General features: G+C 68.0%; 16 protein-coding genes. 5 read left to right on the forward strand and 11 right to left on the reverse strand.

Annotation, left to right across the window (positions count from 1 at the left end; all coding sequences use genetic code 11):
• Positions 1-45 precede the first annotated feature (45 nt).
• Positions 46-510, reverse strand: coding sequence for a hypothetical protein (locus ADBZ5N_RS07365; protein ID WP_526256837.1), 465 nt, complete (start codon positions 508-510; stop codon positions 46-48).
• Between the two features lie 20 nt (positions 511-530).
• On the opposite strand from ADBZ5N_RS07365, the gene ADBZ5N_RS07370 reads away from it, so the two are divergent.
• Entirely contained in the window at positions 531-875 is a 345-nt protein-coding gene (locus tag ADBZ5N_RS07370; protein ID WP_526256838.1) for a hypothetical protein, read from the forward strand.
• Between the two features lie 66 nt (positions 876-941).
• Here the strand turns inward: ADBZ5N_RS07370 and ADBZ5N_RS07375 are convergent, their stop codons facing one another.
• Positions 942-1,964, reverse strand: a complete 1,023-nt coding sequence (locus ADBZ5N_RS07375) for a cation diffusion facilitator family transporter (protein ID WP_526256839.1) — start codon at positions 1,962-1,964, stop codon at positions 942-944.
• Entirely contained in the window at positions 1,961-2,362 is a 402-nt protein-coding gene (locus ADBZ5N_RS07380) for an ArsR/SmtB family transcription factor (RefSeq protein WP_526256840.1), read from the reverse strand. The genes ADBZ5N_RS07375 and ADBZ5N_RS07380 overlap by 4 nt, the downstream gene beginning before the upstream one ends.
• Before the next feature lie 98 nt (positions 2,363-2,460).
• On the opposite strand from ADBZ5N_RS07380, the gene ADBZ5N_RS07385 reads away from it, so the two are divergent.
• Positions 2,461-3,219, forward strand: a complete 759-nt coding sequence (locus ADBZ5N_RS07385; protein WP_526256841.1) for a zf-HC2 domain-containing protein — start codon at positions 2,461-2,463, stop codon at positions 3,217-3,219.
• 3 nt (positions 3,220-3,222) lie between these two features.
• Here the strand turns inward: ADBZ5N_RS07385 and ADBZ5N_RS07390 are convergent, their stop codons facing one another.
• A complete protein-coding gene (locus ADBZ5N_RS07390; protein ID WP_526256842.1) occupies positions 3,223-3,891 on the reverse strand; it encodes a DUF5134 domain-containing protein in 669 nt (222 codons plus the stop codon).
• Positions 3,892-4,013: 122 nt separating this feature from the next.
• On the opposite strand from ADBZ5N_RS07390, the gene ADBZ5N_RS07395 reads away from it, so the two are divergent.
• Complete coding sequence (locus ADBZ5N_RS07395; RefSeq protein ID WP_526256843.1) at positions 4,014-5,921, forward strand: cytochrome c oxidase assembly protein; 1,908 nt, start codon at positions 4,014-4,016, stop codon at positions 5,919-5,921.
• 3 nt (positions 5,922-5,924) lie between these two features.
• Here the strand turns inward: ADBZ5N_RS07395 and ADBZ5N_RS07400 are convergent, their stop codons facing one another.
• The gene (locus tag ADBZ5N_RS07400; protein WP_526256844.1) at positions 5,925-6,140 is read right to left on the reverse strand and encodes a heavy-metal-associated domain-containing protein; all 216 of its coding nucleotides are present in this window, start codon (positions 6,138-6,140) and stop codon (positions 5,925-5,927) included.
• Between the two features lies 1 nt (position 6,141).
• Complete coding sequence (locus ADBZ5N_RS07405) at positions 6,142-8,397, reverse strand: heavy metal translocating P-type ATPase (protein ID WP_526256845.1); 2,256 nt, start codon at positions 8,395-8,397, stop codon at positions 6,142-6,144.
• Positions 8,398-8,524: 127 nt separating this feature from the next.
• Between ADBZ5N_RS07405 and sigC the strand changes: the two genes are divergently transcribed.
• Positions 8,525-9,070, forward strand: coding sequence for an RNA polymerase sigma factor SigC (gene sigC / locus ADBZ5N_RS07410; protein WP_526256846.1), 546 nt, complete (start codon positions 8,525-8,527; stop codon positions 9,068-9,070).
• Between the two features lie 249 nt (positions 9,071-9,319).
• Positions 9,320-10,204, forward strand: a complete 885-nt coding sequence (locus ADBZ5N_RS07415) for a shikimate dehydrogenase family protein (protein WP_526256847.1) — start codon at positions 9,320-9,322, stop codon at positions 10,202-10,204.
• Here ADBZ5N_RS07415 and ADBZ5N_RS07420 read toward each other — a convergent pair.
• The 5 genes from ADBZ5N_RS07420 to ADBZ5N_RS07440 form a co-directional block, all read right to left on the reverse strand.
• Positions 10,195-10,848: a hypothetical protein gene (locus ADBZ5N_RS07420; protein WP_526256848.1), complete on the reverse strand. Its 654-nt coding sequence runs from the start codon at positions 10,846-10,848 to the stop codon at positions 10,195-10,197. The genes ADBZ5N_RS07415 and ADBZ5N_RS07420 overlap by 10 nt on opposite strands.
• Before the next feature lie 19 nt (positions 10,849-10,867).
• On the reverse strand, positions 10,868-11,317 hold the full coding sequence (locus ADBZ5N_RS07425; RefSeq protein ID WP_526256849.1) for a DUF350 domain-containing protein: 450 nt from the start codon (positions 11,315-11,317) through the stop codon (positions 10,868-10,870).
• 17 nt (positions 11,318-11,334) lie between these two features.
• The gene (locus tag ADBZ5N_RS07430) at positions 11,335-12,498 is read right to left on the reverse strand and encodes a glutathionylspermidine synthase family protein (RefSeq protein ID WP_526256850.1); all 1,164 of its coding nucleotides are present in this window, start codon (positions 12,496-12,498) and stop codon (positions 11,335-11,337) included.
• On the reverse strand, positions 12,499-12,999 hold the full coding sequence (locus tag ADBZ5N_RS07435) for a hypothetical protein (RefSeq protein ID WP_526256853.1): 501 nt from the start codon (positions 12,997-12,999) through the stop codon (positions 12,499-12,501). It lies immediately after the preceding gene.
• 180 nt (positions 13,000-13,179) lie between these two features.
• A partial coding sequence (locus ADBZ5N_RS07440; protein ID WP_526256851.1) for a helix-turn-helix transcriptional regulator occupies positions 13,180-13,788 on the reverse strand: 609 nt, incomplete at its 5' end.

Below are 13,788 nucleotides of genomic sequence, written 5' to 3' on the forward strand. Positions count from 1 at the left end.
ATGAGAATTGCGGTGGCATCGCAACGCAGGGCGGCGCGCCCACCGTCATCGGCCGCCTGCCGCCACCCGTCGTGGCGGGCTGAGTTCGCAGGTGGTGCACCCTGACGTCACCCTCGACCGGTGTTGCTTGGCAACGGCGAAGGACACGATCGTCTCGACCAGTTGGAGAACGTCGCAGTCCCGATAGGCCGGCGCGTTGACCACCATCCACGGCCGCGAGCCATCCGGCCGACGTAGACGTCGAAGCGTCAGGACGTCCACCGGTGTGGTGAAAACATCTCTTCGCGTTACCGACCCGTCTGCGCTGACGTCGAGGATCTGAACCCGAAGCCACGCGCCGTCCGTCCGGCGCACCTGCACCCTCGACTCGGTCCTGCACACCGCGATCGTGGCTGCCGGCAGGGTTTGGCCCGTTCCGAGTTGAATGACATTGTCCAGCAGAGGAACCCGCAGAGTAGTGCAGGCGAGAAGCCGGTCGACGCTATCGGCAATGCGCGCCGGAAGCCTCACCGCCGTCAGTGTTCGTGCACATGGTCACCGTGCTGGAAATGCCGGTGACCACCGTGGAGGTGGTCGACGTGGTCGTTGTGGGCAACCTTCTCGCAGTCGTCATCCTCGGTGTGCGGCACCGAGTGATCCGGGTGGATCTTGGCCTCCGGATGACGTTCCCCGTCGTGGATGTGGTCGACGTGATCACCATGCACGACGGTCTCGTGCCCGTCTCCCGGGAGGTGTTCGTGGTCGCCGGGTTCGGTGTGCTCACTGGTTGCCATCGCTGCTCCTGGGCGCTCAAGACCTTCACGGACACGCAGGATCAGTGCCTGCGCGCAATCGCCTTCACCCCGGATCATGTTCGGCCGGAACACGATCCGTGAGATCGACATCGCCGACTCTAAAGCATAATGATAATCGTTGTCAATAAGCTACACCCGTCGGCCGAGTCAGCGCCGCGACACCTCGTGGGCCGGATAGGCGTGAATGACCGCCGAGGACAGCCGCGGCACCGCGTGGCTCAACGTGTGTTCGGCCTGGTGCGCCAGCGCGTGGGCCTGCTGCAGACTCATCGCCGGGTCGACGTCAAGTTCGGCGTCGGCGTGCAGTCGGTGACCGATCCAGCGCATCCGCACCCGCGGCACCCCCACCACACCGGGTTCAGCGGCAAGGGCGCGCTCGGCGGACTCCACGAAACCGGGATCCACTCCGTCGAGCAGTCGGGCGAACACATCGCGGGCAGCCGTGCGCAACACCGCCAGGATCGCCAGGGTGATCAGCAGACCCACGATCGGGTCGGCCAGCGGGAAGCCGAGCCACACCCCGAGAGCGCCGAAAACCACTGCCAGCGAGGTTAATCCGTCGGTGCGCGCGTGCAGGCCGTCGGCAACCAAGGCTGCCGACCCGATCCGCCGGCCAACCCTGATTCGGTAGACCGCGACCAGTTCGTTGCCCAGGAACCCGATCACACCGGCGGCTGCCACCCAGCCGAGGTTGTCGATGCCGACCGGAGTGATCAGCCGGCGAACGGCCTCGAAACCGGCGAGCAGGGCCGACGCGGCGATCATGACGAGGACGAACAATCCGGCGAGGTCCTCGGCCCGGCCCAACCCGTAGGTGTAGCGCTTGCTGGCGGCCCGCCGGCCTACGACGAACGCGATCCACAAAGGGATCGCGGTGAGCGCGTCGGAGAAGTTGTGAATCGTGTCCGCGGCCAGGGCCACCGATCCGGAAAAGCCGACGACGATCAACTGGAAGGCTGCGGTCAGCCCGAGGACCACCAGGCTGATCTTCACCGCCCGGATGCCCTGCGCGCTGGAGGCGAGTGCGTCGTCGACGGCGTCGATGTGGTCATGGCTGTGGGGTGAGATCAGCTCACGCAGGGCACCGATCACGCCGCCCCGATGGTGATGCTCGTGGGGGTGAGGGTGATCGGTGGGATGGGGGTCCGGTCGGCCCGCGAGGTGGCTCATTGCGCCTTCCCCCTGCGCTGACGGCCGGGATGCAGGCTGGCCAGTTCGCCTTCCTCGCGGTGATGGCCCGGTATCCCCGGCCCGGCGTGCTCGGCGTTGAACACCGCGTCGGTGACGAGTTGGGCGACGTGGGCGTTCTCCAGGCTGTAGTAGATCGTGGTGGCCTCCCGGCGGGTCCGCACCAGTCGTGCCATCCGCAGCTTCGCCAGATGCTGGGACACCGCCGGCGCGGGTTTACCGACGGTCTCGGCCAACTCGGTGACCGACATCTCCCGATCGGCCAGCGCCCACAGGAGTTGCACCCGGGTCGCGTCGGAGAGCATGCGGAACACCTCCACGATCAGGGCCACCTGATCGACGTCCAGACGCCGACGGCAAGTCTGCTTATCTGCGCGCATATGCAGATACTAGCGGCAGGCGTCCCCCCTCGCCGACCCCGGCCGGTCCGGCTGTGGATGTCGGGAACAAACCCGCCGCAGTGCGCGACTATTGGTGCATGGACTGCGACACCGCGCGGGAGGCGCTGTCAGCGCGCATCGACGCCGAGCGTGAACCCATCCCCGCCGCGCGCGTCGACGAGCATCTGGCTGCCTGTTCGTCCTGTCGGGACTGGCAGGCCGCGGCCGTGGAGCAGACCCGGCTTCTGCGCCGGCTTGCCGGACGCTCGCAGGTCACCGCGGTCCGGCCGCTGCCGCCGGATCCGGCCCGGCTTCGGCGTGCGGTCTCGGTGCCGTGGCCGCGCTGGGCTTTGGGGGTGGTGGGTGTGGTCCAGGTGGCGTTGGCCATCGCCCAGGGCCTGGGGGCCCATCTCGGAGTCGAGCATGCGGCCATGGGCGGACACATCCTCAACGAGTCCACGGCCTGGTCGGCGGCACTGGGTGTGGTGATGGTGGCAGCGGCGCTACGGCCCGCGGTCGCCGGAGGGTTGGCGTGGGTGCTGGCCGCCTTCATTGCCGTCCTGGCCGTCTACGTCGTCGTCGACGCCGCCACCGGACGAGTCACCCTCGACCGCGCCCTGACCCATCTGCCGGTGCTGGCCGGTGCTGCGCTGGCGTGGCTGGTCTGGCGTGATGATCGTCGTGACGGGGACTCCCCAAAGGGCACCGCCCTCACCGAGGACGTCACCGAGGACGTCACCGAGGACGCCACCAAGGACGCCACCAAGGACGCCACCAAGGACATCGTGTTACCGCCGAACGCTTCCCGGGGTCGTCGGCGCAGCCACCTCCGGCCGACCGGCGACTCGGCGGCCTGAACCTCAGAGCATCACGGCGAACATGATCGCCATGCCTGCCGCCATCGCGAACTGGCACAGAACGCCCAGACTCTGCCCCGCCGTGCCCGATCCCGACTGCAGGCGACTGGTGACGAACCGGTAGAACCAGAACACCGCGGCCACCCCGAAGCCGACCGCGCACACCCAGTTGAGGATCCCGATCCACGACGCGGAGTCCGCCCCGGTGTGACCGGGGGCGGTGAGTGATCCGTGCCCGGCATGGCCCGCGTGGCCGGCGTGACCGGCATGGCCGGACCTCGCCGTCATGTCCATGTCCATGTTGCTATCGGGGGCCGACTCCGCCGACGCCTTCGGCAGCGGCAGACCGCCCATGGCGGCATACATCCAGGCCATCGCCACCATCATCAGCGCGTGGTAGCCGTTGGCCGCCCGGTGCGCACGGCCGGTGACCGCGATGGCCGCGAACCACACTGCGGCGGCGGCGAAAAAGAGCATCGGGGCGCGCGTCGGAAGATCGGCGCCGCGCGGCCACGCCATCACCGCCATCGCAATCGCCATCAGGGCGTGCAGCGAGTGACTGATCAGGGTGGCCGGTGCATGCCGGCCGGCCACCATGGCCCGCACACACACCGCGGCACTGAATACGAACAACAGCGTGACCAACCACCGAAGTCCGACATCCTGGATCATCGCGCTGCTCCTGCTGTCATCGTCACAGGCAATAGGTCGACAACGGCGAGTGGAAAGTTCCCGGCGCCGCCGCAGCAGCGGCGGCGGTTATAGACTCGCCGGTGGAAACCGGATTGGAGCCTATGACGTCGACGGCCCCTCAGCCGACCCGTTCACGCGCCGGCTGGCTGCTGCTGGCCGGTTTCGCCGTCGCCGCGGCAGCCGTTGGGGTTTACGTGGCGGCTGTGCTCAGCCCGACCGCGGCGACGACGGCGGCCCGCAGCGTCGGCTACTTCACCGCCGCGGTGGCCGGAGCCGCCTGCCTGGGTGGCCTGATCGTCGTTTTGATCACCGCGCGACTCGACGAGCGCGGAGTCATCGACGCGGGCGCGTTCCGGGCCCACCTCGTCGTCGAACGGCTCTCGCCGCTGTGGACGATCGCCGCGTCGGTCATGGTGGTGGTGCAGGCCGCCGCGGACGCGGGTGTGTCGACGACGCGGGTGCTGAGCAGCGGCGGGTTCCCCGCCGCGTTGGGCGCATCGGAGAGCGCACGCGGATGGTTTGTGGCGGCGGTGTGCGCCGCGGTGCTCACCGCAACCTCACGGCTGGTTCTTCGTTGGGAATGGCATGTGCCGCTGCTGATTCCGGCAATCGTCGGGGTCGTGGCCGTTCCGGTCACCGGCGACGCCGGCCAGGGACCCGATCACGACTACACCACCAGCGCGATGATCGTGTTCGCCGTCGCCATCTCGGTGTGGGCCGGGGTCACGATCACAGCGGCGGTGGCACCGCCCGATGCGGCGCTGCGTCGCCGGGTGGTGTTCGTTCCGCTGAGCGCCGCAGCCGTGGCCGCCGCCTACGGCGCGCTGCTGATCGTGCTGCGGATCGGCGCCGCCGACCTGGCATCGGAGTACGGCCGGCTCGCACTGATGGCCGCTGCACTGCTGCTGGCCACTCTCATCACCGACGCGAAGGCGGTGCGGACCCGCACCGCCCCCGGCCCGGCCGGCGCGCTGGCCGCGATGGCAACCCTGGCGGCGCTGGCGTTGATGGCCGTGCAGACCGCGCCGCGACTGCTCGCTCAGCAGCCAACGGTGTTCGACATCCTGTTGGGCTATCAACTGCCGGGCGCCCCGACCGCGTGGCGGTTGGCGACGTTCTGGCGTTTCGACGTCTTCCTCGGCGCGGTGGCCCTCGTGCTTGCCGGCGGATATCTGTTCGGGGTGGCCCGGCTGCGCCGGCGCGGCGACCGCTGGCCGGTCGGCCGTACCGTGGGCTGGCTGGCCGGGTGCGCCGCGGTGCTGCTGGCCACCTGCTCGGGGATGCGATCCTACGGATCGGCGATGTTCAGCGTGCACATGGTCGAGCACATGACGCTCAACATGTTCGCACCGGTGCTGCTGGTCCTCGGCGCACCGGTCACCCTCGCGCTGCGGGTCTTGCCCACGGCGGGCGCGGGCAACCCACCCGGTCCCCGGGAGTGGATCACCCGGTTGGTTCACTCCCCGATCACCGGATTTCTCTCCCAACCGGCGACGGCGTTCGTGCTGTTCGTCGGCTCGCTGTACGCGGTGTACTTCACACCGCTCTTCGACACCCTCATCCGCTACCACTGGGGCCATGAGTTGATGGCGGTGCATTTCCTGGTCACCGGGTACCTGTTCTACTGGGGCATCATCGGCGTCGACCCCGGTCCGCGACGGCTTCCCTTCATCGGCCGGCTGGCCATGCTGTTAGCGGTCATGCCGTTTCACGCGTTATTCGGTATCGCCCTGATGACCATGAGTTACACCGTGGGTGGCAATTTCTACCGCAGCCTGGCCCTACCTTGGGTGTCCAACATCAACGACGACCAGCACCTCGGCGGCGCAATCGCTTGGGGCGCAAGCGAGGTGCCACTGGTGATGGTCGTCGTCGCCCTGGTGACCCAGTGGGCGCGCCAAGACCGCCGCGCCGCGGCCCGCTCGGACCGTCATGCGGAGTCCAGCTATGCCGACGACGAGATGGAGGCCTACAACAACATGCTTCGGGAGCTTGCCAAGAAACGCTGACCGCTAACGGGCCAGGGTGTAGTCGCCCTCCTCAGCCAGCGCGCTCTGAACCTCGTCATCGCCCAGCATCCGGGAGGCTTCGATGTGCACTGTTGAGACGCCCCCCGCCACCAGATCAACCCGCACGGAGTCCACGCCGGGCAGTGCGCTCAGCGCGCCGCAGACGTGGTTGACACAACTCTGGCAGTTCAGCCCGGTGACCGAAAACGTCTGAGACATATCAACCTTTCGGGTCGGAACCGGCGGCACCGAAGTTGCGCAGCCGCAGGCTGTTGGAGACGACGAAGAACGACGAGAAAGCCATCGCAGCGCCGGCGATCAGTGGATTGAGCAGTCCCGCGGCAGCGATCGGGATCGCCGCCACGTTGTAGCCGAACGCCCAGCCCAGATTGACCCGGATGGTGCGCAGTGTCGCCCGCGCCAGGTCGAGGGCCTGCGGGACCGACCGCAGATCGTCGCGCACCAGGATCACGTCAGCGGCGGCGATCGCAACATCGGTCCCCCGGCCGATCGCAAGACCCAGGTCCGCCGCCACCAGCGCCGGGCCGTCGTTGATGCCGTCACCCACCATCGCCACCACCGCACCGCGCTCGCGCAACTGCTCGATGACGTCGACCTTGCCCTCAGGCAGCACCTCGGCGATGACCTCCTCGATGCCGACCTGCGCGGCGACCTCGGCGGCGGCAGTGGCGTTGTCTCCGGTGAGCAGCACGGTGCGCAAACCACGCTGGTGCAGTGCTGCGACAGCTTGCGCCGCAGAATCTTTCACCGCATCGGCGACCGCCACCGCCCCGCAAACCGCGCCGTCGACAGCGACCAGCACGACGGTCTGGCCCGCAGACTCGGCGGCCCGCCGGGCAGTCTGCACCGACTCCGGCACCGCCTTGTTCCGCCCGATCCACTTCGGGCGGCCCACTTCCACCGCTCGCCGGTCCACGACGCCGGTCACACCACTGCCCGGTATCGCCCGGAAGTCCTCGACGGCGGCATGGTCGGGGGCGGCGGTCAGGATCGCGGTGGCGATGGAGTGCTCGGAGCCGGATTCCACCGCGGCCGCACACGCCAGTACCTCGTCGGCGGCCCACCCGTCGGCCGGGGTCACCGCGGTGACACTCAGATGGCCGGTGGTCAGGGTGCCGGTCTTGTCGAACACCACGGTGTCCACCGTCCGGATGGCCTCCAGGGCGCGATATCCCTTCAGGAAGATGCCTAACTGCGCGCCCCGTCCGGAGGCCACCATCATCGCCGTCGGGGTGGCCAACCCGAGCGCGCACGGGCAGGCGATGACCAACACCGCCAATGCGGCTGAGAAGGCATGCTCGGTTCCGGCGCCGGCCAGCAGCCACCCGGCGGCAGTCAACCCGGCGATCGCGAAGACGGCCGGGACGAAAACCCCGGCGATACGGTCGGCGAGGCGCTGGGCATCGGCTTTCTGCGCCTGTGCCTCCTCCACCAGTCGCACCATGCCGGCGAACTGGGTGTCGGCTCCGACGGCGGCGGCCTCCACGATCAGCCGGCCGTCGAGCGCGATAGTTCCCCCTACGACACTGTCCCCGGCGACCGCCCGGACCGGCTTCGATTCCCCCGTCATGGCGCTCATGTCGACGGCCGCAATGCCGTCGACCACTAAACCGTCGGTGGCGATGGTCTCACCCGGCCGGACCACGAAACGTTGCTGTTCCTTGAGTTCCTCTGCAGGGATGACCATTTCGCCGCCGTCGGGCAACAACACGGTGACATTCCTGGCACTCAATGCCGCCAGCGCCCGCAGCGCACTGCCCGCCTTGGACTTCGCCCGCGCCTCAAAGTAACGGCCCGCCAGGACGAACACCGTGACCCCGGCCGCCACCTCGAGGTAGATCGCGTCGCTGCTCATCAGCGCCTGCCACAACCCGGTCGTGCGGCGCTCCCGGTGCCCGGCGAAAATCGTGTGTAGCGACCACAGCGTGGCCGCAGTCACCCCCACCGAGATCAAGGTCTCCATAGAGGCCGTGCGGTGGCGGGCATTGCGCCAGGCAACCCGGTGGAAGGGCCACGCCGCCCAGGTGACGATGGGGATCGCTAGCGCGGTGAGCAGCCACTGCCAGCCGGGGAACCGGGTGCCGGGCAGGACGGCGAACATCACCGACAGATGCGACAGCGGCACAAACAGCACCGCGGCCACCGCCAGCCGGCGCAGCAGCGACCGGGCGGCCGCGGCATCGGGATCGGGTCGCTCATCGCCGCAAGGGGCGCGCAGGTTCGCCTGGTACCCGGCCCGTTCGACGACCTCGCACAAATCGGTCAGGGACAACGCTTCCGGCGCATCGACGGTGGCCACTCTGGTCGCGTAGTTGACCGACGCCCGGACACCATCGAGCTTGTTCAGCCGGGTCTGCACCCGATTGGCGCAGGCGGCGCAGGTCATCCCCGACACGTCCAGTTCGACGCGACGCACCCGGGGCGCCTCGATCGCGCCGACCGCGGTCGTGGTCATCGTCCTCCTCCGGGTGGGCGATCAGCTACCCGAACAGTCGGATAGCGACGGCCCGAAGTTCCGCTCGGACGCCAAATTACCCGCTGATCCCGCGCCCGCACCCCGCCGGGACCTCCCATCCCCTAGGGTGCTCAGAGTGATCAACGACGACGTGACCCAGCTGGCGCTGGCCGCCGGCCGTGGCGACCGCCGAGCGCTCGATCAGTTCATCCGGGCCACCGAACGCGACGTATGGCGGCTGGTGGCATTCCTGGCCGACCCCGGCAGCGCCGACGATCTGACCCAGGAGACGTTCCTGCGGGCGATCGGGGCGCTGCCCCGGTTCGCCGGACGGTCCTCGGCACGCACCTGGTTGCTGTCGATCGCGCGTCGGGTGGTCGTCGACCAGATCCGGCGCAACCAGGCCCGGCCCCGGACCGTCGCGCAGGTGGATCTGGAGGGCCTGCTGGACCGCTCGCACGGACGTTTCGAGGACATCGTCGAGGTCAAGGTGCTGCTCGACGGTCTGGAACCGGACCGGCGCGACGCGCTGCTGCTCACCCAGGTACTGGGCCTGTCCTACGCCGAAGCCGCCGAGATCTGCGGATGCCCGCTGGGCACCATCCGCTCCCGGGTCGCCCGCGCCCGCGACGATCTGATCACCGCCGCGCGGCGCGACGACCGGGTCGGCTGAGCCCTCGTTCGCGGCGAAGTCGCGTGGCAACATAGGTCTATGAGCGCACCCGCCACTTGCGAGAACCCCAACTGCACCTGCTCACCGTGCACCTGCGGACCGGGCTGCACCTGCGGACAGGTCAGCACAGCTGCCTGCACCAACCCGAACTGCACATGTACGACCTGTAGCTGCGGACCGGACTGTTCCTGCGGCACGACCTAGCACGTTCGGCCCCCAATCCGGCCGGGGGCCCGAATAATCGCCGTCATGGGCACAGATCGGAGCGCAATCCCCGCTCAGAAGCAGATGACGGGGATGCTCGGCCACCCCGTGGCAGAGAACCCGATTGACCGGATGTTCGACGCCGTCTACGCCCACTACGGTCTGCCGTGGCAATTCTGGAAGAACGACATCGCGACCGAGGACGACCTCGCACTGGCGGTGGCGGCGCTGCGTCCGCTCGGATACCGGGGCATGGCGGTGACGGTGCCGTGGAAGGTTGCGGTGATCCCCCTGCTCGACGACGCCGACGAGGATGTCCGCGCGATCGGCGCCGCCAATTACATGACCATCGAGAGCGGCCGGCTGATCGGTCACAACAACGACGGCAAGGGCGTGGTCAAGGCGATTCGCAAGGTCGCCCCCATCGAGGGCCAACGGGTGGTCATGTTGGGCGCCGGCGGCGCCGGGCGGGCGATGGCCGTCGAACTGGCCTGGGCTGGAGCAGCGCACCTGACCCTGGTTACCCGGCGGGAGGAGCAGGGCCGCGAGGTCGCCGACACCGTCACGAGAGTTTCCGGCGTGCCCGCTCAGTGGCAGCCGTGGGAGCAGCAGGTGACTGTCGGGCCGGGCACCGGCATGCTGATGAACGCCACGCACCTGGGCTGCGCGCCCGAGTTGGAGCCGGTCCCGGTGCGCTGGGACAGCGTGAGTCCGACCTGCGTCGCGATCGACGTCATCACCAACCCACGGATCACGCCGTTCCTGGCTGCCGCCCGCGATCACGGCTGCCCGGTCGTCGATGGCGTGGAAATGCTTGTGCAACTTGCGATTCAGATCTTCGAACGCTGGACCGGCGTGGTGCCACAGGAGGCGGTGTTCCAGCGGGCCGTGGCCGAGGCGCTCGGTGAGAACCCCGCCGATCAGGTTTGAAGGATGCGCAGCATGACACCCTCGTTGAAGAAGTCGAAGTCGATGTCTTCAACGTTCATGTGGTGGCGCACCCGATTGAAGAAGTCGTTGACTTCCCGGTTGAACGACTCGGTGGCGCGCCGCTGACGCCGCGGGGAGAACGCCATCGCCAGTTCCCGGGTCGTGGCGCTGTAGAGCACCCGTTGGGCGCTCTCGGCCACGTCACGCGGAGCGACCAGCCGCAACTCGGTCAGCAAGGTGACGGCGCGACGGACGTCGTCGTCGAAAGCACCGGTGGCCCTCATCAACTCCACCAAGGCCACCTCCCGGCGGCTGTCCGGCGGAATCGCCGGACTGATCGTCCGCGCCAGAGCGACGAAGTCCCGGTCGGACTCGGCTGCGGCCATCTGCCCCAGAACCGGACCCCACTCCGCCGAAGCCCGGGCCATCCCCGCCTGGACGACCGGTATGTCGGTGATCGTGGTGATGAAGCGGATCGACGCCTCCCGTAGCTGGGTATTGCGTTGGGCGCTCTGCTCGGAGGCCAGTTGCCGCTCGAAAGATTTCTTGGAGGTCCAGTACGCCGTGACACCACCGACCAACGTGCCGAGCAGGCTGGCAGATGCACTGATCACCGGGATCAGCCAACTCTGCTGTCCGCTCATCGCTGATCGAACCGGATCGCTACAGGATTGCGATCGCGATGATGAGGGCGAAAGCAAAGTAGGAGGCGACGACGACCAGGGCTTCGGGGACGAAGCGTTCCGCTGCCAGCACCGCGCCGATGTCGATCCCGGTGACCAGTCCGATCAGCCGCACGCAGAGCGCCTGGGCCACCAGCCCGAGGACGCCGAAGACCAGCGTTCCCACCAGGCCCTGGATGAGGTTTCCCGACGAGGAGTAGATGGTCATCACCACGATCAGGGCGATGGACACCACCCCGGCGGCTGCGATCGCCGCGGCGTTCGGCCGGCCTGCCATCACCAGCGTCCGCAGCGGCCCCGGTGTGGTCCAGTCGATGACGAAGAAGCCCAGCACCACCAGCGCCACCCCGAGGATCGTGTAGAGCGCGATGGCCGAAACGCCGTTCCCGACGGTCGACCAGTATCCGGGATCCAGAGCGGTAGCCAGCATCGAAACTCCTTAGCGGGTCATAACTCAATACGGTGTGGCACAAAAGCCGAGATGTTGTCGGTGATCAGGCCGGGACTCTCGCGGATGCCCAGGCCGGCCGACTCGTCGCCGACGATCCACGCCCCCAGGCACGGATGCATGTCGCCGAATTGCGGCAGCGGGTCGAACAACTGGTACACATAGCCTTCCTCCCCATAGACGCCACCGGTCTCCATCTGGTGGCCGGGGGCCCCGACGGTGATGTTTGCGCCTTCGCGGCCGAGTTTCGGTTTGCGCAGATAATCGGTGAGCTCGTGCGGTTCGTCGAGGTAGGCCGGTAGCAGATTGGGGTGCCCGGGATACATCTCCCACAGCACCGCCAGGATCGCCTTGTTACTCAGCAGCGTCTTCCACAGCGGCTCTATCCACATCGTTTCGGGCAGGAGATCCACTGCGCGGCGGCCGAATTCGTCGTCGAGCACCCACTCCCACGGGTAGAGCTTGAAGATCGAGGAGATCGGTGCCTCCTCGAGATCAACGAAGCGGTCGAGGTCGCCGTCGTAGCCGAGCTGCTCGATCGCCAGGGCGACCGTATGCAGGCCCGCCTCGGCCGCACACTCCTGCATGTAGGCCAGGGTCACGTTGTCCTCACCCGTCGGATCGGCCGAGGACCATGTGAAATGAGTTTCCTCGCCGGCCAGCCGCAGCCGGATCTCTGCCCAGCGCTCGACCAGGCGCTCGTGCAGGGAGTTCCACTGGTCGTCGTTGGGGAAGACGTCGGTCTTCCAGTGCCACTGCAGAATCGCGGCCTCGAGCAACGTCGTCGGAGTGTCTGCGTTGTACTCCAGCAGCACCGGCGGGCGTTTTCCGTCGTAACGCAGATCGAACCTGCCGTAGACGTACGGGTCGCTGCGCCGCCAGGACTTCGCGATGGGTTCCCAGCTCCACTCCGGCAGCCCGAAGTCTGCGAACCGCTCCGTGAGCACCACATGCTCGACCGCCTCCAGGCACATCGAGTGCAACACCTCGACGCTGGCCTCCATGGACAACACCTCGTCCATACCGAACACGTAGTGCACCGACTCGTCCCAGTAGGGGCGCACCGAGCCGTCGGCGTATCGGGCGGGTTCGTCGAAGCACATGCCCTGGGCGGCGACGATCTGCTCCCAGCCCGGCCGGGGAGCCCTGTGTTCCCGACGCACTCAGCCGCCCGAACTGCCGGCGCTGGACGACCCGAAGCCGCCGCGGGTGATCGACGAGCCGGACTTGGTCTTGGCGATCGTGCCGCTGGGTTGTGTCAGGGTCCCTCCGGTGGCGCGGGTGCCGACACCGCCGGTCGATCCGCCGTAGTAGTAGCGGTAGGGCGCGCCCGCCCAAATGAAGATGCCGCCGATACCCGGACTTCCCGACGCGCAATAACTGTCCGGCACCACCACGTTGTTTTCGTCCACACAGGAGGCCGTGACGTCCCGGTCGCTTTTGGACATTTGATAGCCGAGGGCAACCACCGCGACCACCCCGACCACGGCCACCGCTCCCATCAGGGTCTTCTTGCTCTGCTCGCGTCTGCGCTGTGTGTTGGCGGCCTGCTCCGCGGCGAACTGCTCGGCGACTTCGCGCGCCTTGCGCGCCTTGTCCCGGGCCCGCGCCTCGGCGACGGTGGCTGGGCGCGGCCGGGTGATTCCCGGCTCCTGGGAGCGGATGGCCCCGCGTGTCGGCGCGGCAACACTGTAGGCGTCACCGGCATTCTCCGGACGCGGTGGATGCACCGCGTTGTTATCTGGCTCGTTCTCCACGTCTTACACCCCGGGAATCGGTTGGTTCGATCGACGATACCTGTACCCGGAGATGCACTCGGCCGGATTGTGAACCCGTCGACCGGCTTATCGCGCAACCCCGCCGGTGCCTGGCGCATCGTGGCGGATCGACCGGTTGGCAGCGACGGCCTCCGCGCGCGAGGCCACACCCAGTTTGCCGAACAGGCTGTGCACGTGATTTTTGACCGTATGGATCGTCACGTTGAGCCGGGAGGCGATTTGCTGATTGGACAGACCCTCCTCGAGCAGTCGCAGGATCTGTCCCTCGCGGGCACTGAGCCCCGGATTGCGCTCTGACGACTTGGGGTCGGGTTGTCCCACAAGGGCATACACGTGCCGCATCAGGATGGCCGACACCGCCGCGGAGCATGCGGCGGGGCCCTTGCCGGCATCGTGGATCATCGCCAGCAGTTCATCGAAGGACTCTGTCCGCAGATGCAGACCCGCCACACCCGACTCCGCGCACGCCACGATGTCGGACTCGGCATCCGCGGTCAGACCGGTCACGATCACCCGGACATCCGGACCGATGTCGGAGGCCACCTGCAGAAGCGTCGCGCTGTCGCGGGTACCGATATCCAACAGCAGCACATCGGGGACGCCGCGATCCAACTGTTCGAACAGCGACGGAAGATCACCCGCGCCGCGGGCCGCTATCCCGTGCACGCTCAGGGC

Origin of the sequence: Mycobacterium sp., assembly GCF_044370595.1 — a bacterium.
In the GTDB taxonomy this organism is placed as follows: domain Bacteria; phylum Actinomycetota; class Actinomycetes; order Mycobacteriales; family Mycobacteriaceae; genus Mycobacterium.

Coding starts and splice junctions, on each gene's coding strand:
- ADBZ5N_RS07370 (WP_526256838.1), top strand. CDS start 531: ATGGTCACCGTGCTGGAAATGCCGGTGACCACCGTGGAGGTGGTCGAC.
- ADBZ5N_RS07375 (WP_526256839.1), bottom strand. CDS start 1,964: ATGAGCCACCTCGCGGGCCGACCGGACCCCCATCCCACCGATCACCCT.
- ADBZ5N_RS07380 (WP_526256840.1), bottom strand. CDS start 2,362: ATGCGCGCAGATAAGCAGACTTGCCGTCGGCGTCTGGACGTCGATCAG.
- ADBZ5N_RS07385 (WP_526256841.1), top strand. CDS start 2,461: ATGGACTGCGACACCGCGCGGGAGGCGCTGTCAGCGCGCATCGACGCC.
- ADBZ5N_RS07390 (WP_526256842.1), bottom strand. CDS start 3,891: ATGATCCAGGATGTCGGACTTCGGTGGTTGGTCACGCTGTTGTTCGTA.
- ADBZ5N_RS07395 (WP_526256843.1), top strand. CDS start 4,014: ATGACGTCGACGGCCCCTCAGCCGACCCGTTCACGCGCCGGCTGGCTG.
- ADBZ5N_RS07400 (WP_526256844.1), bottom strand. CDS start 6,140: ATGTCTCAGACGTTTTCGGTCACCGGGCTGAACTGCCAGAGTTGTGTC.
- ADBZ5N_RS07405 (WP_526256845.1), bottom strand. CDS start 8,397: ATGACCACGACCGCGGTCGGCGCGATCGAGGCGCCCCGGGTGCGTCGC.
- ADBZ5N_RS07415 (WP_526256847.1), top strand. CDS start 9,320: ATGGGCACAGATCGGAGCGCAATCCCCGCTCAGAAGCAGATGACGGGG.
- ADBZ5N_RS07420 (WP_526256848.1), bottom strand. CDS start 10,848: ATGAGCGGACAGCAGAGTTGGCTGATCCCGGTGATCAGTGCATCTGCC.
- ADBZ5N_RS07425 (WP_526256849.1), bottom strand. CDS start 11,317: ATGCTGGCTACCGCTCTGGATCCCGGATACTGGTCGACCGTCGGGAAC.